This window comes from Amycolatopsis sp. CA-128772 (genome assembly GCF_002904295.1).
Taxonomy (GTDB): Bacteria; Actinomycetota; Actinomycetes; order Mycobacteriales; family Pseudonocardiaceae; genus Amycolatopsis.
This window is the reverse complement of record NZ_PPHG01000080.1, coordinates 119,195-140,761: the sequence shown is the minus strand read 5'-3', so window position 1 is coordinate 140,761 and position 21,567 is coordinate 119,195. Positions and strand designations below refer to the sequence as shown.

General features: G+C 73.2%; 19 protein-coding genes and 2 tRNA genes. 14 read left to right on the top strand and 7 right to left on the bottom strand.

Annotated features, from left to right (window positions below; all coding sequences use genetic code 11):
* Positions 1–137 precede the first annotated feature (137 nt).
* Positions 138–1,346, top strand: coding sequence for an MFS transporter (locus tag C2L59_RS33325; protein ID WP_103353640.1), 1,209 nt, complete (start codon positions 138–140; stop codon positions 1,344–1,346).
* Between the two features lie 47 nt (positions 1,347–1,393).
* Here the strand turns inward: C2L59_RS33325 and C2L59_RS33320 are convergent, their stop codons facing one another.
* From C2L59_RS33320 to C2L59_RS33310, 3 genes are read right to left on the bottom strand one after another with little or no spacing between them, the layout of a single operon-like run.
* The gene (locus C2L59_RS33320; RefSeq protein WP_103353511.1) at positions 1,394–2,284 is read right to left on the bottom strand and encodes an ROK family protein; all 891 of its coding nucleotides are present in this window, start codon (positions 2,282–2,284) and stop codon (positions 1,394–1,396) included.
* Positions 2,281–5,094 carry a beta-mannosidase gene (locus C2L59_RS33315; protein WP_103353510.1) on the bottom strand — a complete coding sequence of 938 codons (2,814 nt, stop codon included), beginning with the start codon at positions 5,092–5,094 and terminating at the stop codon, positions 2,281–2,283. The genes C2L59_RS33320 and C2L59_RS33315 overlap by 4 nt, the downstream gene beginning before the upstream one ends.
* Positions 5,091–6,515, bottom strand: a complete 1,425-nt coding sequence (locus C2L59_RS33310) for an APC family permease (protein ID WP_103353509.1) — start codon at positions 6,513–6,515, stop codon at positions 5,091–5,093. The genes C2L59_RS33315 and C2L59_RS33310 overlap by 4 nt, the downstream gene beginning before the upstream one ends.
* A gap of 137 nt (positions 6,516–6,652) precedes the next feature.
* Here C2L59_RS33310 and C2L59_RS33305 point away from each other — a divergent pair, with 137 nt between their 5' ends.
* Positions 6,653–7,822 (top strand): ROK family transcriptional regulator, encoded by a 1,170-nt coding sequence (locus tag C2L59_RS33305; protein WP_199199370.1) that lies wholly within the window; start codon positions 6,653–6,655, stop codon positions 7,820–7,822.
* Between the two features lie 210 nt (positions 7,823–8,032).
* Here C2L59_RS33305 and C2L59_RS33300 read toward each other — a convergent pair whose 3' ends face one another.
* A complete protein-coding gene (locus tag C2L59_RS33300) occupies positions 8,033–8,263 on the bottom strand; it encodes a hypothetical protein (RefSeq protein ID WP_103353507.1) in 231 nt (76 codons plus the stop codon).
* Between the two features lie 83 nt (positions 8,264–8,346).
* Here C2L59_RS33300 and C2L59_RS33295 point away from each other — a divergent pair, with 83 nt between their 5' ends.
* The 6 genes from C2L59_RS33295 (at position 8,347) to C2L59_RS33270 (ending at position 12,723) form a co-directional block, all read left to right on the top strand.
* Entirely contained in the window at positions 8,347–9,837 is a 1,491-nt protein-coding gene (locus tag C2L59_RS33295; RefSeq protein WP_103353506.1) for an MFS transporter, read from the top strand.
* A gap of 2 nt (positions 9,838–9,839) precedes the next feature.
* Positions 9,840–10,397 carry a TetR family transcriptional regulator gene (locus C2L59_RS33290; protein ID WP_103353505.1) on the top strand — a complete coding sequence of 186 codons (558 nt, stop codon included), beginning with the start codon at positions 9,840–9,842 and terminating at the stop codon, positions 10,395–10,397.
* 159 nt (positions 10,398–10,556) lie between these two features.
* Positions 10,557–11,108 carry a snapalysin family zinc-dependent metalloprotease gene (locus C2L59_RS33285; protein ID WP_103353504.1) on the top strand — a complete coding sequence of 184 codons (552 nt, stop codon included), beginning with the start codon at positions 10,557–10,559 and terminating at the stop codon, positions 11,106–11,108.
* 233 nt (positions 11,109–11,341) lie between these two features.
* A complete protein-coding gene (locus C2L59_RS33280; protein ID WP_103353503.1) occupies positions 11,342–11,500 on the top strand; it encodes a ribbon-helix-helix protein, CopG family in 159 nt (52 codons plus the stop codon).
* A gap of 1 nt (position 11,501) precedes the next feature.
* Complete coding sequence (locus C2L59_RS33275) at positions 11,502–11,846, top strand: glyoxalase/bleomycin resistance/extradiol dioxygenase family protein (RefSeq protein ID WP_103353502.1); 345 nt, start codon at positions 11,502–11,504, stop codon at positions 11,844–11,846.
* Position 11,847: 1 nt separating this feature from the next.
* Positions 11,848–12,723 carry a class I SAM-dependent methyltransferase gene (locus C2L59_RS33270; protein ID WP_103353501.1) on the top strand — a complete coding sequence of 292 codons (876 nt, stop codon included), beginning with the start codon at positions 11,848–11,850 and terminating at the stop codon, positions 12,721–12,723.
* On the opposite strand, the gene C2L59_RS33265 is transcribed toward C2L59_RS33270, so the two are convergent.
* A complete protein-coding gene (locus tag C2L59_RS33265) occupies positions 12,677–13,285 on the bottom strand; it encodes a TetR/AcrR family transcriptional regulator (protein ID WP_103353500.1) in 609 nt (202 codons plus the stop codon). The two genes, C2L59_RS33270 and C2L59_RS33265, sit on opposite strands and share 47 nt — an antisense overlap.
* Before the next feature lie 54 nt (positions 13,286–13,339).
* Here C2L59_RS33265 and C2L59_RS33260 point away from each other — a divergent pair, with 54 nt between their 5' ends.
* The 5 genes from C2L59_RS33260 (at position 13,340) to C2L59_RS33240 (ending at position 17,376) form a co-directional block, all read left to right on the top strand.
* On the top strand, positions 13,340–13,990 hold the full coding sequence (locus C2L59_RS33260) for a class II aldolase/adducin family protein (protein WP_103353499.1): 651 nt from the start codon (positions 13,340–13,342) through the stop codon (positions 13,988–13,990).
* Positions 13,987–14,922 (top strand): carbohydrate kinase family protein, encoded by a 936-nt coding sequence (locus C2L59_RS33255; protein WP_103353498.1) that lies wholly within the window; start codon positions 13,987–13,989, stop codon positions 14,920–14,922. The genes C2L59_RS33260 and C2L59_RS33255 overlap by 4 nt, the downstream gene beginning before the upstream one ends.
* A gap of 55 nt (positions 14,923–14,977) precedes the next feature.
* A tRNA-Pro gene (locus C2L59_RS33250) sits at positions 14,978–15,049 on the top strand.
* A gap of 9 nt (positions 15,050–15,058) precedes the next feature.
* A tRNA-OTHER gene (locus tag C2L59_RS33245) sits at positions 15,059–15,130 on the top strand.
* A 26-nt stretch (positions 15,131–15,156) separates the two neighbouring features.
* On the top strand, positions 15,157–17,376 hold the full coding sequence (locus tag C2L59_RS33240) for a hypothetical protein (RefSeq protein WP_103353497.1): 2,220 nt from the start codon (positions 15,157–15,159) through the stop codon (positions 17,374–17,376).
* A gap of 163 nt (positions 17,377–17,539) precedes the next feature.
* On the opposite strand, the gene C2L59_RS33235 is transcribed toward C2L59_RS33240, so the two are convergent.
* A complete protein-coding gene (locus tag C2L59_RS33235; RefSeq protein ID WP_103353496.1) occupies positions 17,540–19,009 on the bottom strand; it encodes an FAD-dependent oxidoreductase in 1,470 nt (489 codons plus the stop codon).
* 1 nt (position 19,010) lies between these two features.
* The gene (locus C2L59_RS33230) at positions 19,011–19,913 is read right to left on the bottom strand and encodes a diiron oxygenase (protein WP_103353495.1); all 903 of its coding nucleotides are present in this window, start codon (positions 19,911–19,913) and stop codon (positions 19,011–19,013) included.
* Between the two features lie 106 nt (positions 19,914–20,019).
* Between C2L59_RS33230 and C2L59_RS33225 the strand changes: the two genes are divergently transcribed.
* Positions 20,020–21,564: an adenylate/guanylate cyclase domain-containing protein gene (locus C2L59_RS33225; protein ID WP_103353494.1), complete on the top strand. Its 1,545-nt coding sequence runs from the start codon at positions 20,020–20,022 to the stop codon at positions 21,562–21,564.
* Positions 21,565–21,567 lie beyond the last annotated feature (3 nt).

Below are 21,567 nucleotides of genomic sequence, written 5' to 3'. Positions count from 1 at the left end.
GGCGCTCGCCTGGCTCTTTCCGCCGTTGTAGGCGTACATCGCCGACCGGCGGCTCGTGGCGCGAAGTCGGCAGTATCACCCCGGACTCCCCGGTTAATCGGTTGGAATCCACCGATCGGTTCGGCAAGCTCGGGATCATGGCGTCCAGGTGGGTGCGGCTGCAGGCCGTCGCGGTGTCCGGTTCGGCCGCCGAAGGTCTTCTCCTGGCCGCCCTTCCGCTGCTCGCCGTCTCCGTCACCACCGATCCGCGCGAGGTCTCGCTGATCAACGTCGTCGGGGAAGCTCCGTGGCTGCTGCTCTCCCTGTTCGCCGGGGTGCTCATCGACCGGGTGCGCCGGACCGCCGTGCTCGCCGGGGCCTACGCCGTGCTCGCCGGGGCCGGCGTCGTGCTGGCCGCCGTGGCCTCGGCCCACCTGCTCAGCCTGCCCGTCCTGCTGGTCGTCGCCTTCGTCATCACCTCGGCGCGGGTGCTCGGGGACGGGGCCAGCGGCGCGCTCGTGCCGGAACTCGTCGGACCCGGGCAGCTCGCCCACGCCAACGCGCGGCTCACGGTGATCGACCAGGGCGTCGTGCGGTTCGTCGTGCCGCCGCTGACCGGGTTCCTGATCGCGGTGAGCGCCGGGGCACCCGCCTGGCTGGCCGTGGCCTGCGCGCTGGTCGCGCTCGCGCTGGCCCGCCGGATCCCGTCGGAGTCGGTCGTGGCCGCGACGACCCACCCGCTGCGGGACCTCTCCGGCGGCCTGCGGCACCTGGTGCGGACGCCGCTGCTGCGCTCGATCACGATCAACGTCGCGCTCGGCTCGTTCGCCGCGAGCGCCGGCAACGCGATGTTCGTGCTCTACGCGACGCAGGTCCTGCACGTCGGGCCGTTCGGCTACGGCATGTTGCTCGCCTGCCTCGCCGTCGGCTGGATCGCGTCGTCGTTCGTGGTGCAGAAGGTGGTGGACCGGCTCGGCTATTCGTGGTCGATGCGGTTCGCGCAGAGCTTCGGCGTGGTGACGGAGCTGCTGATCGCCTTCGTCCCGCCGTGGCCGCCGCTGGTGGGTCTCGTGCTGGTGTCCCTGACGGCGACGGTGCTGATCTGGAACGTCTGCTCGCAGTCCAGCCGCCAGCGCTTCACGCCGGCGCCGCTGCTGGGCCGGGTGCTCACCAGCCACCGGGCCCTCGCCTGGGGCCTGACGCCGCTGGGCGCGCTGGCCGGCGGCCTGGTCGCGGCGCACTGGGGCCTGCGCGCCGTCTGGGTGATGGCGGCGGCCGTCCAGGCGGTCAGCGCGGTGCTGGTCTGGATCACGCTCTCCCCCACCGCGTTCCGGCAGGCCGAAGAGGTCGCCGCCGCCCGGGCGTGAAGCCGGGTGGTGTGCCGGGTCGGGGCACCGGCACACCACCCGGACGCCTACCCGCCGAGAGCCAGCGCCACGGCACCGAGCAGGGCCGCGTCCTGGTCGAACCGGGCCGCCACCAGCTGGGGCGGGAACGGCACCGCGTGCGCGAGTCGGTCCGCCAGGGCCGGCAGCAGCACGTCCGCCGAGCGCACAAGCCCGCCGCCGACCGCGATGCGCTCGGGGTCCAGCGCGATCGCCAGGTTGGCCACGTGCATCGACAGCTCGTCGAGCGCGGCCGTCACCAGCTCCTTGGCCTCGACGTTCTCCTTGGCCAGTGCGAACAGTTCCCCGGCGGTGACCGGGCGGCCGAGCAGTTCGCTCGCCCGGCCGCCCAGCCCACGCCCACCGACGGCTTCCTCGAGCGGCGCCGCTCCGCTCGCGAAACCCTCGGTGTCCTGCGGCGAGAGCAGGTTGTACCCGATCTCGCCGGCAGCTCCGTTGGCGCCGGTCAGCAACCGGCCGCCGACCAGCACCGCGGCCGCGATGCCGGTGCCCAGCGACAGGAACACCGCCGGATCGGCCCCGGCCAGCGCGCCCCAGCGCCACTCCGCCAGCGCCGCCGCCTTCGCGTCCGTGCCCACCGCGATCGACACGGCGGGGAACTCCGCGGCCACCAGCTCCGCCAGCCGCAGCTGCTCCCACCCCGGCACGTTCGGCGCGAGCAGGATGCGGTCGGGCAGCACGATCCCCGGGCTGACGACGCCGATGCAGGCGGGCACCGCGCCCTCGTCGGCCAGGAGGGCCCGGGCCGCGGCGAGCGCGCGCACCACCACCTGCCCGGCCCCCGCCTGCGCGTCGGTGTCCAGCCGGCGCGTCGCCAGCAGGGTGCCGTCGCGGTCGGCGAGCCCCAGCGCCACCTTCGTGCCGCCGAAGTCGATCCCGAGAATCCGTTCCTCTGTCACGCGTGCGCCCCTCCTGTCCCCCGCACCACGATCCGGCCGGTGTTGAAGCCGTCGACGCTGATCACCGGGGCCGCGCCGCGCAGGTCCGCGGCCCGGTAGGTGGCGGTCAGCGTCTGCGACTGGCCCGGCCACAGCGTGATGTCGTTGTCGTCCCAGGTCGCGTTCGCGAGCTGGTTGTCCCCCGGCGCTTCCCGCCCGTCCGGCGTGCCGCGGCGGACGTCGGCCCGCAGGAAGAACGCCGCGCCCGGCGTCTTCGAGGTGTTCGTGACCGTCACCGTGGTGACGAGGTCACCGCCGCTCGCGCACGTCGACGCGACCACGCTCACCTGCGACTTCGGCAGGTTCTGCAGCGCCTGCAGGTTGCTGTACTGCGACAGCGTCGCCTGCGGGTTGCCCAGCGTCTTGGCCCAGTCGACGACGTCCTTCTGCGTCGAAAGCCAGTAGACGTTCCGGTCGACGACCTTTCCGCCCTGGTTGACCTGCAGTTCCACGAAGTAGACCTGCGCGGGCGCGGGCGCCTTCGTCTCGGCGGGCACCTTCGGCTTCAGGACGCCGGTCCTGACGCCCTGGCTGCCGAGCGAAAGGCCGGTCGCCGTCTGGTCGTCGAGCACCTTGCCCGCGGTGTCGAGCACGCGGGCCTGCACCGAAAGCCCGGACTGCGCGCTGGCGCCGAGGTTGTCCAGCGTCACCGAGCCGTTGTCGTAGCCGTAGAGCGCGTGAAGCGGCTTGTTCGCCTTCTTGGCGCCGAAGAACGCACCCGCCTGGTCGCCGTCGTCGTTGTAGAGCGACCACAGCAGCGTCGGCCAGCCCTTGTTCAGCTGCCAGTAGACGACGCCGGTGGCCGGATTCGCCTTGTCCGTCGAGTGGTGCAGGAACGCCTCGAACTGCGAGCGGGTGTTCTCGTAGTTCGCGATGTTCGCCAGGTCCACATAGGACTTCAGCGAGGTCCACTTCCCGTACCGCTGCCGGATCGACTGGTCCAGCGTGTACAGCGTGCCGAACGCGTAACCGCCGTGGCCCGGCTCGAAGTTCGCGTGGTACTGGTTGTAGGCCGGGTCCTGCCACAGCTTCGCCTGCTCGGCGGGTGAGAGGAACCGCTTGATCGAGTCGAGCGTCGGCACGGTGTGCCCGGCGCTCTGCTCGCTCGCGAAGCCCCACGCGCCGCCCGCGTTGGTGCGGCTGGAGTCCTCGGGGTCGAAGTGCGAGCTGTCGTACCAGTACGTGGGCGGGACCCAGTCGTACGGGCCTTCCTTCTCGCCCGAGTTGCCCAGGGTCGGCGTGCTCTTGTACTCCGCGGAGGCGATCACCGGCACCTGGAAGTCGGCTTCCTCGAACGCTTTCAGCGTCTCGGACTCCTGGCGCGGCACCGGTTCGTTGTCGCTCCAGCCGTAGTTGAAGACGCTCGGGTGGTTCCGCTCCAGCTGCGCGATGGTGTACGCCGAGTCGTGCATGATCCGGTAGTCGCGCTCGGTCAGCGTCGAGGCGTCCTCGGGCTGCCACGCGTCACAGCACAGGAACCCGCCGATCACCAGCAGCCCGGCGCGGTCGGCCTGCTCGTAGAAGTCCGGCGGCATGTCGTGGCCTTCGAGCCGGACGCCGGACAGGCCGAGGTTCTTGATCAGCGCGATCTGGTGCGCGGTGTCGGCCTTGTCGTAGCGCAGGAACAGGTCCGGGGCGAAGCCGCCGCCGCGGAACACGAAGTCGTGGCCGTTGATCGCGAACTGCCGGGCCCCCTCGGGCAGCGGCGCGGACTTGCCGACCAGCCGCGAGGTCACCGTGCGGATGCCGAAGGTGCTCTTCGACGACGTCGACAGCACGCCGCCCTGCGAGACCGCGGTGGTCAGCGTGTACAGCGGCTGGCCGCCCATCGAGTACGGCCACCAGAGCTGCGGGTGGTCGATCTTCACCGGCGCGAACGTCACGGTCCGCTTGGTGTTCGCCGGGATCGTGACGCGCTGCCGGACGACGACCGGCGCGCCCGAGGGCGGGGCGATCGTGGCGGCGACGTCCCCGGTCTGGGCCGTGGCCGCGTTGTTGGTGACGTCCAGCTTCACCGTCAGCTTCGAGCTGGCCCCCTCGGGCGCGTTGTCCTGCACGACGTGAGCGTTGTCGCCGGTCAGCGCGTCGGAGACCTGCAGGGTCGGCGGGAACTGGATGCCGGTGTCGTTGTCCGGCGGGATCTGGCCCCAGTCGACCTGGTCGAGGGTGTACATCTTCAGCGGGTCGTTCGGGTAGACCTTGATCGCCAGGGTGTTGCGGCCCGGCTTCACCAGCTTGGTGACGTCGAAGGTGTGCCCGGCGAACGCGCCGCTGACGACGTCCTTCGTGGCGACGAGCGAGCCGTTCACCCAGACGTCGCCCTCGCCGACGATGCCGGGGATGGTCAGCTTCGCGTGCTGCCCCACCCGGATGCCCGGATCGAAGTCGGTGCGGTACCACCACGGGTCGGAGAACGGCTTCGTCACGACCGGGCCGAGCTTGTCGACGTAGCCGAAGCACTTGCGCATGGTGTCGGAGTAGAAGACGTCCGGGCACTTGCCGTTCTGGACCAGGGCGGCGATCTCGGTGCCGGGCGCGCCGGCGTCGTCCGGTTTCACCGGCAGCCAGCCGCGGGTGGCGTACCCGGGCGTGGACACCTTTTCGCCGCCGTCCTCGACCTTCGCGGTGGTGAGGACCTGCCAGCCCTGCAGGCCGATCGTCGTGAGGCCGTGCGGCTTCGCGAAGTCCTGCTGCGCGGACGCCGGCGCGGCCACGCTCAGCACCCCGGGAACGAGGAGCAGCGCGGCGAGCACCGCGAGCTTGCGGGTCATGCCTGAGCCCCTTCCGGTTCGGTGACGAAGGCTTCCTTGATCTCCTTGGGACCGAACGGCCAGGTGCGCTCGGCCTTCGCGTAGACGAGGTAGGCGATCCCGCCGACGACGATCCAGCCGACCGAAAGCCCGATGGACAGCCAGTCGGCCGAGACGTAGATGTAGACCCAGCCGATGAGCGCGATGATCGTCGGCACCGGGTAGAGCCACTGCCGGTACGGCCGCCTCAGCTCCGGCTGCCGGCGGCGGAGCACGATGATCGCGGCGACCTGGGCCAGCGACTGGATGATCACCAGGGTCGCGACCGCCGCGTTGATCACCGTGGTCAGGGTGAACAGCGAGCCGAGGATCGTGATGGCGCCCATGGTGAGCACGCCGGCGGTGGGCAGGTGCAGCTTCGGGTGCAGCTTGCCGAACACGGGCAAGAACACCTTGTCGCGCGCGGCTTCGAACGGCACGCGGGAGCCGCCGAGCAGCCCGGCGAAGACGGACCCGATCGCGGCGATCACGATCAGCACGGTGATGGCCTTCGCCGTGCCGGTGCCCCACACCTGCTCCAGCACCGACGACGCGACCGACTTCGCGTCCTTCAGCTGGTCCAGCGGGATCGAGCCGAGCACGCCGACCTGCAGCAGGAAGTACAGGCCCATGATGCCGAGGATGGAGAAGATGATCGAGCGGGGCAGCGTGCGGCCCGGCGTCCGCACCTCGCCGCCGAGGTAGGCGGAGGTGTTGTAGCCCAGGTAGTCGTAGATGGCGATGATCAGGCCGGCGCCGAGGCCGCCCCAGAACGTGCCTTCGCCGCCCGAGCTGAACGCGCCGGGGGTGAAGGCGAACGCCTGCGTCGCGCTGAAGTGCGAGAAGGCGGCGACGATGGTCGTCAGCACGGCGACGAGCATGATCACGAACAGGATCGTCGTGAGCTTGGAGATCTGGCCGATCTTGCGGAACAGCGCCAGGATGATCACGAGCGTGATGCCGACGCCGATGAGCTTGCCCAGCGGGGTCGTGCCCGCGTCGTCGGTGACCCCGGGGATCAGGTAGCCGAGGTACTGGACGAGGCCGATGATCCCGGTCGACATGATCAGCGGGATGAACAGCACCGCGCTCCACACGAACAGGAACGGCATCAGGCGGCCGCTGCGGTACTGGAAGGCCTCGCGCAGGTAGAGGTAGGTGCCGCCGGCACCCGGCATCGCGGCCCCGAGCTCGGCCCAGATGAGCCCGTCGGCCAGCGCCACGATCGCCCCGATGATCCAGCCGAACATCGCCTGCGGCCCGCCCATGGTGGCGACCATGGCGGGGATCGTGACGAACGGGCCGATGCCGCACATCTGGGTCATGTTGATCGCGGTGGCCTGCAGCGGGCCGATCCGGCGCTCAAGGGCGGGCGGTTCCCCGGATCGAGTGGGTGAACTCACGACGTGCCTCCGACTAGTAGTTAGTAAAGTTTCTTAACATAGAACGCGCGGGGTCGAAAGGGTTCCGCCGGTAAAGTTGCGGCAACTCGGGAGGACGTGTGGGGCAAAACGGGCCACCGGTCGGAACTCCGGCGCACATGCGGGCGCTGAACCAGCGGCTCGTCCTGGACCGGCTCCGGGCCCAGGGCGAGGCGACCCGGCCCCGGATCGCGGCCGACACCGGGCTGTCGAAACCCACGGTGGGCCAGGCGCTGCTGGACCTCGAGCAGCACGGACTGGTCCGGACGACCGGGCGGACCCTGGCGGGCCCGGGCCGCGCGGCGGTGGTCTACCAGGCCGCACCGGACGCCGGGCACGTCGTGGGCGTCGACATCGGCCGGCGCGTGATCCGGGTGGCCGTCGCGGATCTCGAGGGAAGCATCGTCGCGCGGCTCGACGAGCCCAACCGGTGCCGTTCGGCGAGCGCGTTGGTGCGCACGGTCAGCGAATCCGCCGGACGCGCGGTGGCCGCGGCCGGGCTCGGGCCGGACGACGTCGTGTCGACGGTGGTCGGCACGCCGGGCGTCCCCGACCCGGCGACCGGCACGGTGCACCGCGCGCCGAACCTCCCGGGCTGGGAGCGGCGCGGGGTGCTGCACGAGCTGGTCTCGGCGCTGGCCGCCGCGGGCTCGGACGTGGTGGTGGAAAACGACGCCAACCTGTGCGCGGTCGGCGAGCACGCGCTCGGCGCGGCCCTCGGCGTCGACGTGCTGGTGTGCCTGACGGTCGGCACGGGCATCGGCATGGGTCTGCTGGTGGAGGGCAGGCTGTTCCGCGGCGCCCACGGCGCGGCGGGCGAGATCGCGGACCTGCCGTACGGCCCCCGCCCGTCCGGAGCGGCACCCCGCCGCCCGGGCCCGGTGGAGTCGGCGGCAGCGGGCCGCGCGGTGGTCGATGCGGCCCACGCCCTGGGGTTGACGAAGGCGAAGTCGGCGAAGGACGTGTTCCGCCTGGCCCGCGCGGGCGACGAGCGGGCGTTGCGGGTGGTCGAGGAGGAGGCGGAGAAGCTGGCGTACGTGGTGTCGGCGGTGACGGCGGTCCTGGACCCGCGGCTGATCGTGCTGGGCGGCGGCATCGGCGGCAACACGGACCTGCTGGCCGGGCCGATGCGGCGCGCGCTGGCGGCGACGATCCCGGCGGTGCCGGACATCGTGGCCGGCCAGCTGGGCGAGGACGCGGTGCTGGCGGGCGCGATCGCGACGGCGCTGGGGACGGCTCGAGAGCTGGTGTTCGACCGCCGGGGGCTGCGGCACGCCGGGAGCGCTTGAGGGCGGTCTCGGCACGCCTTCAGGGGTGGGCAGCGGCTCCGGCCGCCGCCCACGCCCAGCTGAACGCGTTGCTCGGACCCGGTGCGACCGCGGCGAGGCTGGTGGTCGCGGGCGTCGACCACCTCGCGCCGTCCGGCGCGGTCGCAGCCGAAGGGAAAGCAGCCATGGCGCCGGCCCGCTCGCGGCTCGGCGCGGTCCGGCCGGCGCCCGCTAGTCGGACGGCCCCCGCAGGGTGAGCACCACCCGCAGCACGTACTCGACCGCCGTGCGGAAGGCCGGGCCGCGCAGTTCGCCGCGGTCCGCCAGGTTCCGCGCCGCGAACTCCAGCTCGCGCTCCGCGCCGCCCCGCCGGACCAGCAGCGCCGCGATTTCCTCGAAGTCGAGGTCCGGGTGGTCGAGGCGCGTCAGGGCGAACTCGATGATCAGTTCCTCCGCCGTCACAGTGCGCCCCTTTCCGCTTTCCAGCTTACCCGTGACCGGTCTCACCAGCGTTACTGTACCGTCCAGACGGTATAGTAACTGGCATGACCGCCATCCAGCCCGCCTCCGTCCGGACGTTGAGCCCGCGTCGCCGCTGGGCTGCGCTGGGCGTGCTCGTCGGCGCCGTCCTGCTGCTCGCCATCGACGGGACCGTGCTCTACCTCGCCGTGCCGTCGCTCACCCGGGAACTCGCGCCGACCGCGACCGAAATCCTGTGGATCGGCGACGTCTACTCCCTCGCCCTCGCCGGCCTGCTCGTCACCGCCGGCAACCTGGCCGACCGGTTCGGGCGCAAGAAGGTGCTGCTGCTCGGCACGGCCGCCTTCGGGCTCGCCTCCGTGCTGGCCGCCTTCTCCCCCACCGCCGGCGTGCTGATCGGCGCGCGGCTGCTGCTCGGCGTCGCCGGGGCGACGATCATGCCGTCGACGCTGTCACTCATCCGGACCCTCTTCACCGACCCGCGCGAGCGGACCCGCGCCATCGCGATCTGGTCGGCCGGGTCCGGCGGCGGCATCGCGCTGGGCCCGCTTGTCGGCGGGGGGCTGCTGGAGCACTTCTGGTGGGGCTCGGTGTTCCTGATCAACGTGCCGGTCGTGGTGGCCTTCCTGATCCTGGGCGCGTGGCTGCTGCCCGAGTCGCGCGACCCCGCCCCGGGCCGGTTCGACCTGCTCTCGGCCGGGCTCTCGCCGGCCGCGATCGTGCCGCTGGTCTACGCGGTCAAGCACGTCGTCAGCTCCGGCCTCGACGCGCGGGCCGGCGTCGCCGCACTGCTCGGATCGGTCGCGGGTGTGCTGTTCGCCCGGCGGCAGCGGCGGGCGGCCGCGCCGCTGATCGACGTCACGCTGTTCCGCAACGGCGCCTTCAGCGGCGCCGTCCTCGCGAACTTCATCGCCGTCTTCGCGCTGATGGGGCTGCTGTTCTTCTTCTCGCAGTACCTGCAGCTCGTCCGCGGGTTCTCGCCGCTGCGGGCCGGGTTCGCGGAGATGCCGGCGACGCTGGCGTCGATCGTGGTAGTGGCCGCCGTCGGCGTGGTCGTCGCGCGGCTCGGGCGGGGACGGGCCGTCGCGGCCGGGCTCGCCGTGGCCGCCGCCGGGCTGGCGCTGGTCGCCGTCGCCGAACGGGCACCGCAGTACTGGTGGCTGGGCCTGACGCTGGTGCCGGTCGGGCTCGGCGTCGGCCTGGCGCTGACGCTGACCGTCGACTCGGTGCTGTCCGCGGTCCCGCGGGACAAGGCCGGTTCGGCGTCGGCGATCTCCGAAACCGCCTACGAACTCGGGGCGGCGCTGGGCATCGCGATCCTCGGCTCGGTCGTCAACCTCGCCTACCGCGCCTTCCTGCCGGCGGGCCCGCTCCCCGGCGAGGTCCGTGACTCCCTCGCCGGTGCGGCGAGCGTGCTGGCCCCGGACTCCGCGCTCGCCCAAGCGGCGCGGGAAGCGTTCACCGGCGCCATGCAGGTGACGGCGCTCGCGGCGGCCGTCGTCACCGCCGTCGCCGCGGTGGTCGCCTGGCGTACCATTCCGTCCGGAAAGGACTGACCATGCCGCGCAAAGCCGGGCGCAGCCCGGACGAAACCCGCCGGGCCCTGCTCGACGCCGCGGCGGCGGTCATCCGCACCCGCGGCGTCTCGGCGTCCCTCGACGACATCGCCCGCCACGCCGGCGTGTCGAAGGGCGGGCTGCTGTACCACTTCCCGGCCAAGGACGCGCTGGTGCGCACGCTCGCCCAGGACATCCTGGACACCTTCCGCACCGAGGTGCGGAAGGCGCTCGACCCGGCCGACACGGCCCCGGGCCGGCTGACGCGCGCCTACGTCCGGGCGTCGCTGGACACGTCCCACGACGAGGCCGCGATCCGCGAGAACATCGCCCTGATCGCCCAGCTGATGTCGATCCCGGAGGTCGCCGAGCTCGCCCGCGCGGACGCGGCCCGGTGGGAGCGCGAGCTGCACGACGACGGCCTCCCGCGCGATGTCGTCACCCTGGTGGTCGCCGCGGCGGACGGCGCCAGCACGGCCCCCCTGTGGGGCGTCGGCATCGACGTGGCGGCCGCGCGGCGGCTGGAGCAGCAGCTCCTCGCCCTCACCCTGGCCGATTGAGGACCTGGTCGCCGGCCCGGTTGTCAACCCGTCGATAGTGTTGGTAAATCACCACTTCCCGACCCTACGTAAGTCGGCTCCCGTGGTCGTCGCTTCCGGGTAAATTTTCGACAGCGCGCGCAATTCCGGCAAATCCCCGTCCCCACGAGGAGTCTTCCGATGTCGAGGAAGTTCGCCCTGGCCGGCGCCGTCGCGCTCGCCCTGACCATGACCCCGCTCGCCGCGGGGACCGCGTCGGCCGCCACCGAGCAGGAAGCCGCGGTCACCACGGTCTACTACAGCACCGCCAGTGCACCGACGTTCCGTTCGGTCATCAACGCCGGTGCCGCCAACTGGAACCGCAGCGTCACCAACGTCAAGCTGGTCGAGCGCAACTCGGGTGCGAGCCTGCGCTACACCGAAGGCAACGACCCCCGCGGCTCCTACGCCTCCACCAACGGGCACGGCAGCGGCACCATCTTCATCGACTACACCCAGGCCCGCCAGTACAACCCGACCCGCATCGCGGCCCACGAGACCGGGCACGCCCTCGGGCTGCCCGACCACTACTCGGGCCCCTGCTCGGAACTGATGTCGGGTGGCGGCCCCGGCCCGTCCTGCACCAACGCGGTGCCGAACGCCACCGAGCGCTCCCGGGTGAACTCCCTGTGGGCCAACGGCCTGGCGGCGACGAGCGAGCAGCGCGTCTTCCAGACGGTGTACGGCTACTGATCCGCTGATTTCCCCTGGTGCGGCCCCGGAGCGCGAGCTCCGGGGCCGCACCGGTGTGAGCTGAGGGGTCGGTTGACCCCTGCCCGCACGATCGCCGCCTGAGCGGCCGGCGTGCCCGCCTTCGCCTCGGAGGAGTGGGCGAACTTCGCTGTGACTCCATGCCCGGCCGGTCCGCGTCCGGGCCGGACGGCAGGACTTGTCTACCTAGCTTGCTAGCATGCTAGCCTCGCCACGTGGGCGATGACGACGTCAAGCAGTTCAACGTGTACCTGCCGATCGGCCTGATCCGGCAGGTCAAGCACCGGGCCATCGAGACCGAGCGGTCGCTCTCGGCGCTCGTCGCCGACGCGCTGCGCGCCTACCTCGAAACCGATCCCGAAGAGGAGCACTGACATGACGACCGACGGCGTCGAGGCCATCTACCTGGAGACGCACAACTGGGGCAAGACGGCCAAGTTCTTCCAGGCCCTGGGGTACGAGGTCGAGTTCGCGACCGACCACAACTCCGGGCAGCTGCGCAACGGCGACAGCCCCTGGCTGTTCGTCGCCGAGGTGCCCGAAAGCCGGGAACCGCGGACGCAGGTCGTGTTCAAGGTGTCGGACGGGGACGCGTTCCGGGCCGGCGACATCGTCGAGGTCGTCACCCCATTCGAGGAAACCCAATACGGGACCCGGGAAATGACCGTCCGCGACCCCGACGGGCGGACGTGGACGCTGTCGGCACCCGGAAAGGCCTGACGTGGCCGCGCCGGACAGCACGGCGGTGCGGACCGCCCTGTGGCGGGCGCTGCACGTCGAGGTCGATCCGCCGCCGCACGTGTTCACCGACGAGCTCGGCCTGCGGCTGGCCGGGCCGGGCGCGGACTGGCGGCGCCGCGACGACATGGACCCGGCGACCGCCGGGCGCTACCGGGCGGGCATGGTCGCGCGGGCGCGGTTCGTCGAGGACCTGGTCGCCGAGCAGGCCGCCCGGGGTGCCGGCCAGTACGTGATCCTCGGGGCCGGGCTCGACACCTTCGCCCAGCGCCGTCCGGACATCGCCGGCCGGCTGCGGGTGTTCGAGGTCGACCGGCCGGGCCCGCAGGAGTGGAAACGCCGGCGCCTGGCCGAACTCGGCCTCGGCGTCCCGGACCGGCTGCACCTGGTGCCGGTCGACTTCGAGACGACGTCGTGGTGGGAGCGGCTCGTGGCCGCGGGTTTCGCCCCGGACGAGCCGGCGGTCGTCGCCTCCACCGGCGTCAGCATGTACCTCACGAAGGAGGCCAACGCGGCCACGCTGCGCCGGATCGCCGGCTTCGCCCCGGGGTCCGTGCTGGCCATGACGTTCCTGCTCCCGGCCGGGCTGCTCGACGAGGACGAAGGCGCGCGGCACCGCGCCACCGCGGACCGGGCGCGGGCGGCGGGCACGCCGTTCGTCAGCACGTTCACCCCCGCGGAAATGCTGGCGCTGGCCCGCGAAGCCGGGTTCCGCGACGCCGTCCACGTGCCGGCGGCCGAGCTGGACGCGCGCTACTTCGCGGACCGGACCGACGGGCTCCGCGTCGTCCCGGGCGAGGAGTTCCTGGTCGCTACGGCCGGGGCAGGTGCGCCAGGTAGGCCCGCAGCATCGTCTTGACCGGCTCCAGGAGTTCCGGGGCACCGTCGCCGCGGAACACCTCCTGGATCACCGCGTCCGCGGCGAGGAACGCCGTCCGGCAGGCCACCGCGGCCTCGTAGTCGTCACGCAGCAGGCGCTGCGCGACCAGCACCCGGTGCACCCCGGTGGCCATCACGCGCTTGTGCGCGCGGTCGGCTTCCCGGGTGCCGTCGGTGAGGCCGCGGCCCGACCACAGCGCGCGGAAACCGGGTTCCGCGCGGTAGAGCCCGGCGAAGGCGTCGACGAGCAGGCCGACGGGGTCGGCCCAGGTCTCCCCCGCCGCCTGCTCGGCGAACGACTCCATCAGGGTTTCCAGCCGGCCGAGGTAGAGCCCGGCGAGCGCCTCGGTGATCGCGTCGCGGTCCGGCAGGTACTGGTACAGCGCGCCCACCGAGACGCCGGCCTCGGCCGCGACCCGGGTCGTCGTCAGCGCTTCGACGCCGTCCTCGGCGAGCAGGCGATCGGCGGCCGCGAGGATCTTGGCCAGCTTCTCCCGTGAACGCGCCTGGCGCGGCACCCGTCGCAGCCCGCCTCCGGCCATCCGCTCCCCGAACCTGAACGTGACTTTGTTTCGGGTTTATCCTAGCCTCGGCGCATGACAACGGCGAGTTCGGCGCTCGACGAGGCGCGGCGGTCGGTGGCGCGGGCCTGTCACGGGCTCGCGGGCGAGGGCCTGCTCATCGGCAGCGCGGGCAACGTGAGCGTCCGGGTGGGCGAGCACGTGGCGGTGACCGCGACCGGGGTCGTGCTGGGCCGGGCCACGGCCGACGACGTCGTCGTCGTCGACTCCGGCGGCACCGTCGTCGCCGGCGACCGCGCCCCGACCTCGGAACTGGAACTGCACCTGGGGATCTACCGGCGTTACGGCGCGGGCGCGGTGGTGCACACGCACGCGCCGCAGGCGACCGCGGTGTCGTGCGCGCTCGACGAGCTGCCGTGCGTGCACTACCAGCAGCTCGCCTTGGGCGGCGCGATCCGGGTGGCGCCGTTCGCCGTCTTCGGGTCCACGGAGCTGGCCACCGCAACCCTCGATGCGCTCGAGGGCAAGGCCGCCGCGCTGCTGGCCAACCACGGCGCGGTCACCCACGGCCCGGCCCTCGAAGCCGCGGTGGACAACGCGCTCCTGCTGGAGTGGGCGTGCGGCCTGTACGTCCGGGCCGCGACCCTCGGCGCGCCGCGGGTACTGGACCGCGGGCAGCAGGACGCCGTCGTCGCCGCGGCCGTGCGCCGGGGGTACGGCCGATGACGCAGTCGGTCGTCACCCTGGGGGCGCACGTTTTCGACGTGCAGGTCCGGCCGGTCGACGCGATCCCGGCGGGCCAGGGCGCGGCGCTGGTGGAGCAGATCCGCTTCGGGCCGGCCGGCACGGCCGCCGGCACCGCGGTCACGCTGGCGAAGCTGGGTGCGGTGGTCCGCACCGCGGGCGCCGTCGGCGCCGACCCGGTCGGCGACCTGCTGCTGGCCATGCTCGCCCGCCACGGCGTCGACACGTCGCTGGTGCTGCGCCGCGAGGGCGTGCAGACGTCGGCGTCGGTGCTGCCGATCCGCTCCGACGGCAGCCGGCCCGCCTTCCACGTGCCGGGCGCGAACCTCACCTACGAGCCGTCGGACGCCCCGCACGCCGAGCTCGCCCGCGCGACCCACCTGCACCTGGGCGGCCCGGAGCTGATGGGTGGTGAGAAGGCGGCGGCGATCCTGGCGCCGGCGCGCGCGGCCGGCGTGGTCACCTCCGCCGACCTGCTCGCCCCGGGCGACCCCGGGGTGCTCGCCTGGCTGGCGCCTGCCCTGTCCTCTTTGGACTACCTGCTGCCCAACGAGGAGCAGGTGCTCGGCCTGACCGGCGCCGCCACCCTCGAAGACGGCGCCCGGGCGCTGCTCGCCCGCGGCGTCGGCTGCGTCGCGGTCACGCGGGAAGCACGCGGCGCCCTGGTGGTGACGGCGGACGAGACGATCGCCGTGCCGGCGTTCGCGGTCCCGGTCCTCGACACGACCGGCTGCGGCGACGCGTTTTCGGCCGGCTTCCTGCGCGGCACCGGGCTGGGCCGGTCCCCGCGGGAGGCCGCCGTGCTCGGCTGCGCGGTCGCGGGCCTGGTGGCGCAGGGCCTCGGCAGCGACCACGGCGAGTTCGACCTGGCGGCCGCGGACGCCTTCGCCGCGGCCACGCCGGTGCTCGCCTGAAAACCCGGTCGCGCCGGTGCCCCGCGGCGGATTATCCTGATGCCGCGGGAAATCGCATGGAGTGGATCAGCGGCAGATCGCCCGGCTCGGGACCGGGAGGGCGCGGGTTCGAGTCCCGCCTCCATGTCCCCCGCAGCTTGGAGTAGTTCAGCAGGCAGAACACCCGGCTGTCTCCGGGAAGGCGCAGGTTCGAACCCTGCCTCCAAGTCTCGTTCTTCACCAGGGGGAGTCCACATGACACAGGAGGTGTCGCCCGGCTACGCCTACGGGCAGCTCGAACGGGCCCTGCGCACGGCGGCGTCCACAAAGGACGCGGCGGTCCGCCGCCGCGCCCGGGCGAAGGCCGGGCGGTGGCGGGAAGTGCTCGCCGGCATGGCCGGCGGGACGCTGGAGATCGGCTCGCGGACCCCGGTCGCGGACACCCCGGCGTGGGTGACCCTGGAGGTCGCGCACGGCGGGTTCGCCACCGGCCGGTACCTCGCCGAGGTCCCGCCGCGCCCGGAGGAGCTCGCCCTGGCGCCGGGCCGCGCCGACCGTGAGCGGCTGAACTTCTGGTACCTCACCGACGCCGGTCTCGCCGCCCTGCGGGCCGCACTGGCCACCGAGTCCTACCGCATCGAGTTCCCGGAGGACGCCGCGCTGCCGGTCGTCGCCTGGCTGCTCGGCCACGGGCACGCCGAAGCGGCGCTCGATCTGCTGGCCGAGCTGCGGCCGCTGCTGCACCGCCTGCGCCTGGCCCCGCTGCCCGGCGCGGCACCGCGGCCGGCCGGCGCGCTGGTGCGGCTGAGCACGGTCGGCGAGGTCCGCGAAACCCTGCGGTCGGCGACCACCCGGCCCGCGATCGCGGCGATGCTCGAGACGCTGCGGGTGTGGCACCCGCTGTTCGACCGGCTGGTCGCCCTCTGGGCGGAAACGGTCGACGGCGAACTGCCGCGGCTCACCGGAACGGGCGTCACCGGCGGCTGGCCGTGCCGCACCTGGCCGGCCGGCTGGACGGCGCGGCGCGCGCAGTGGCTCGCGGACTACGCGACGGCGAGCGCGCGGCACACGACGTCGAGCGCCCACACGCACCCGAAGGGCAACTTCGCCCGGCTGCACCGCGCGCTGCTGGCCTGCGAGCACGACAGCGCGGCCCTCACCGGCCGCGACGTCGGCTGGCTCCGCCGTGCCCTGGCCAACACGGTCACCAAGCACGGCGAGCCGGGTTCGGAGCGGCGGGCGGCGCTGCGGAGCGTGCAGGCGGCGGTGGCCGCGCGCCCGACGCACGCGGAGCTCGCGGCCGTTCTGGCCGGGCGGCTCGACGCCTACCCGGCCGACGGCGGCCTCCCGTCGCTGGACCCGATCCCGCCGGAGCTTCCGCCGCACCTGGTCGCGAAGGCGGCCCGGGCGCTGGAGGCCCCGATCGAGGAGCTGGTCGAGCGCGGCATCATCACGTCGGGCGACGTCCTGGCGACCGTGCTGCCGCAGATCACCGCGCAGCTGATGGCGGCGAACGTCGAGGACGAGGAGCTGGCGGCGTTGTACGCGCAGACGTACGCGGCCTTCCGCCGTCGTCGTGGGCTGCTGCTGCTCGACCTGGCGCACCAGGTGCGGTTCGAGGAGCTGCCGTGGATCGCCGCGCTCGAGCCGTTCCGGAAGCGGCGGCCGGACGCCGCCGCGCGGCAGACGTTGACGCAGACGGTCCTGCTGGCGCTCGGCTCGTTCCCGCAGGCGATCCTGCCGAACACGCTGGTGCGCGAGCTCGGCGCGCTGGCGAAGCAGGCGGGCCGGCCGATGCCGTTGCTGGAGGAACTGGCGGCGGACATCTTCGCGGGCACGTTCACCGCGAAGTGGCGCACGGCGGCGGAGATCACCAGCCGGGTCATGGCCGGCACGGTGTACGCCCGGTACTACGACCTGCCGGCTGCGTGGGAGGAGCCGCCGCGCCCCCGCTGGGGCCTGCGCCGGCGCACGGCCGACGACTTCGCGGAGCTGTGCCGGGCGCGGGCGGGCCGCCGCGGGTGGTCGGTGGCGGGCAACGGCATGGTGATCGAGCAGAGCCAGATCCTGACGACGCACAACCTGGCGGTTCTGGTGGAGACGCTGGGCCTGCGCGGCCGCCTCCGCGAGGCGGCCCCGGAGCTGGCCGAGCGGACGTTCGCCTGGGTGGTGCGGCGGCTGGCGGTGCGCACGGCCGACCCGTACACGGAGTGGCAGCTGCTCAAGAACATCGCCTACGCCTGGCGCCAGGGGATCTTCTACCTGAGCTTCTGCACCGAGGAGCAGCAGCGGGCGGCGGTGGACCGGCTGCGCGAGCTGGTGGAACCGGAGAGCCGGTTCGCCCCGGCGGTGGCGGGTCTGGCCCACGTGGTGGCCGGCGGGCGGTTCACGGAGGATGGTTCCGTACCGGACAGCCCGGGCCGGCGACTGCTCGGCTGGACGGTCGGCCCGCACTGGTGCCGGTCGGCGGGATAGGCGAAGGCCCGGCACTTTCCGAGGAAAGTGCCGGGCCTTGACTACCGGGAAGCGTTGGTGCGCAGAGGTTTCGCGAGCGCCGCGCAACCTCCGGCACTGCAGCCGCGCCGGCGCAAACCCGACCGCGGCCGGAAGCGTTGGTGCGCAAAGCTTCGCGAGCAACTCAGGCGCGCCCGCGTAGCCTCGCCGCCATTCCCCGGCGCCGCAGCGGCAAGCGTCCCGCCACCGCGTCCTCCAGCAGGGCCCCCACCGTTTCGCGGGCGCACGCCTTGTTCGCTCCGATGCCGCCGGAGGGCCCGCGCTTGATCCACCCCGCCACGTACACCCCCGGGTGCCCGGGCACCCGGCCCGCCGTGTTCGGCACCGTGCCCGTCTCCTCGTCGAACGGCAGGCCCGGCACCGGTGTCCCGCGGAACCCCGCCGCCCGGACCACCCGGCCCGCCGGGATCTCGACCTCGCCCGCCGCGTCCGACGCCAGCACCGCGCGGATCTCCGTGTCGCCGCGGAACTCCGCCGGGGCCGAATGGAACCGCAGCACGATGCGGCGGCCGTCCGGGGGCGGCTCCGCCCAGTCGACCCGCTCGCGCGGCACCCCCTGCAGCCACCCCGCGTTGCCCGCCCCCTCGTCGATCGCCGAGGCGGTGCGCGGGTCGTGCGTGTCCACCACCAGGGTGCCGCGGGCCGCCAGGGCCAGCAGCTCCGAACGCGTGTACGCCGCCGTTTCCGGGCCGCGGCGGGCCAGCAGCACCACCTCGCGCACCTTGGCCGACCGCAGCCGCGCCAGTGCTTCCGGGGCGATCGACGTCCGGGCCAGCTCCTCCGGGTCCGCCGTCAGGATGCGGGCGATGTCGAGGGCCACGTTGCCGGTGCCCACCACGACCACCCGCTCGGCCGAGAGGTCCACGGCGTCCGGCTCGATGGCCGGGTGGCCGTTGTACCAGCCGACGACCGTCGCCGCCGGCAGGCTCCCCGGCAGGTCCTCGCCCGGCACGCCGAGCCGCCGGGCGCCGGTCGCCCCGACCGCGAAGATCACCGCGTCGTGCTTCTCCGCCAGCTCCGCACCGGCCGGGACACCGAGGCGCAGGCGCAGCCGCGGGTGGTCGTGGAACCGGGCGAACGTTTCGCCGATCTTCTTCGTCGACGGGTGGTCCGGCGCGACGCCGTAGCGGATCAGGCCGCCGGCCACCGGCAGGCGGTCGACCAGCGTCACCCGGGCGTTCGTGTGCAGCAGCAGGTCCTCCGCCGCGTACATCCCGGCCGGCCCGGTGCCCACGACGGCGACGTCCAGGGGCGCGAAGTCGCTCGGCAGCACACGCTCGAACGACGGCGGCGCCCACCGGTGGAAGTTCGGCGCGGCCGACACCTCGGCCAGCACGTCCCGGCCCGCGTAGTACTCCGCGTTGAGCTCCTCGTACACCCGCAGCGGCCCGGTCAGGTCGCCGGCCGGGAAGATCGCGTCGACCGGGCAGGCGTCGGCGCACGCGCCGCAGTCGATGCAGGTGGCCGGGTCGATGTAGAGCATCTCCGTGCGCCCGAAATCCGGCTCGTCCGGCGTCGGGTGGATGCAGTTGACCGGGCACACCGACACGCAGGTCGCGTCGGCGCAGCAGGTCTGGGTGATCGCGAAGGCCATCTCAGATCAGGCTCGCGCGCTTGTAGAACCAGAGGGACGGCTTGGTCAGCAGGCCCGCCGAGTGCAGGAACTCCATCAGCCCGGAGCAGCTCGAGCGCAGCATCGACTTGTGGTGCTCGTTCGCCTTCGCCTCGCGCCGCGCCCGCTTCCCGTCCAGGCCCGCGTTCTCGTACACCTTCGCGTTCACCATGCTCGTGACGATGAAGTACGACGCGATCGCGACGACCAGGCCGTTGACCTGCCGCCGCAGCCAGCCGGCGCCCTTCAGCCGCTCGCGCGTCTCCTCGCGGGCGAACTTCATGTGCCGCGACTCCTCCACGACGTGGATGTTGTTGATGGTGCGCACGAACGGGACCACCCGCTCGTCGCGCATCCAGTCGCGCTGCATGACGTCGAGGACCTCTTCGGCGACGAGGATCGCCGCGTAGGCGGCCTCCCCGGTCGCGGTGGCCTTGAAGACGCGGCCCAGTTCGACGACGAACCGCCGCGGCCGGTAGGCGGGCGCGCGCAGCTTCGCCGCGCCGCGGGCGAACATGATCGAGTGGCGGCACTCGTCGGCGATCTCGGTCAGCGCCCACTGGAACGCCGGATCGGTCGGGTCCTTGGCGTAGAAGTCGCGCAGCACCATCTGCTGCAGGATCATTTCGAACCAGATCCCGGTGCTCGCGACCGACGCCGCCTCCTGGCGGGTGAGCTCGCGCTGCTGCCCGGGCGTCAGGTCGGCCCAGTAGGAGGTGCCGTAGAGCGTGCTCCACTCCGGGCTGGCGCCGTGGTAATCCGTGTCCAGCGGCGTCTCCCAGTCGACCTCCTTGACCGGGTCGTACGACAGCTGCTCCGACGAGTCGAGCAGCCGCCGCGCCACGATCTCCCGGTCCGACACGCCGGATTCACCGGTGCTCGTCATGACCGACCTCCTCGTCAGGTGTTACCGAAGTTCACTGTTACCAACCGTAACACATACTTCGGCAGCCGTCTGCGAGGAGTTCGGTGAACAACTGTACACTCAGCCCGTGACCTCCGGTGACTCCTCCGCGGGACCGTTCGGTTCCGGCCTGCTCGGCCCGCTGGACCAGGACGTCGCCGTGCTGCGCCGGCGCGTCCAAGGGCTGCTCACGGCGGCTTTGATCGCCACCAACGTGATCGGCGCGCTGGTCGTCGTGGGGCTGGCGGCGCTGCTCATGCCGGCCCCCGGGATGTCCGGCGACCTGGTCCGCGTCACCGCGGTCGCAGTACCCGTGTACGTCGTTTCGGCGGTCGTCGCCGGCACGCTCTGGGGCACCCGCGGCGCCCTCCGCACGCTGCGCTGGGCCGCCGAGGGCCGCCGCCCGACCGACGCCGAGCGGACGGCCAGCCTGCGTGTCCCGCTGCGCCTGACCTACGTCCAGGCCGTGCTCTGGGGCATCGCGACGCTGCTCTTCGGCGGGCTCGCGGCGCTCGTGCAGCCGAGGGTGGTGCTCACCGAGTTCCTCGTGGTCGCCTTCGCTGCCGTCGTCGTCTGCGCGATCGCTTACCTCTTCGGCGAATTCGCGCTACGGCCGTACGCGGCGCTGGCCCTGGCCGGCACGACGCCGCCGCGCCCGGTGACCGGCGGCGTCAACCTGCGGATGCTGCTGTTCTGGTGCCTGGGCACCGGCGTGCCGGTGGCCGGGCTGGTGCTCGCCGCGGTGCTGGCCTGGGTGCGCGGCGACGTCTCTCCGACGAGGCTCGCCGTGTCGGTCATCGCGCTCGGGCTGGTCGTGCTGTGCTTCGGCCTGCTGGTCACGGTGTTCACCGCCCGCGCGGTGGTGAACCCGATCTCGTCGGTGCGGCACGCGCTGGACCGCGTCCGGGCCGGCGACTTCGCCGCCCGGATCCCGGTCTACGACGGGTCCGAGCTCGGCCTGCTGCAGGCCGGGTTCAACGGGATGGCGGCCGGGCTGGCCGAGCGGGAGCAGCTGCGCGAACTGTTCGGCCGGCACGTCGGCCACGACGTCGCGGTCGAGGCCATGCGCACGTCCGAGCTGGGTGGGACGGTCCGCACGGTGTCGGTGCTGTTCGTCGACCTCGTCGGATCGACGGCGCTGGCCGCGAGCCGGCCGCCGGAGGAGGTCGTCGGCCTGCTCAACCGGTTCTTCGCGGTGGTGGTCGACGAGGTCGACCGGCACCACGGGCTGGTCAACAAGTTCGTCGGCGACGCCGCGCTGGCCGTCTTCGGCGCGCCGGCACCGCTCGACGGCCACGCCACCTGCGCGCTGGCCGCCGGCCGCGCCATCGCCCGCCGGCTGGCCGCCGAGGTGCCGGACGGCCCGGCCGGCATCGGCGTGGCGACCGGCGCCGCGGTCGCGGGCAACGTCGGCGACCCGCGCCGGTTCGAGTACACGGTGATCGGCGACCCGGTCAACGAAGCCGCGCGGCTGACCGAGCTGGCGAAGAACGCGCCCGGCCGCCTGCTCGCCTCGTGGACGGTCGTGGCGTCCGCGGCCGCGGACGAAGCGGCCCGCTGGGCGGCGACCGGGGAGGTCACCCTGCGCGGCCGCAACCGCCCCACGACCCTCGCCTCGCCCCTCCCGGGCTGACCG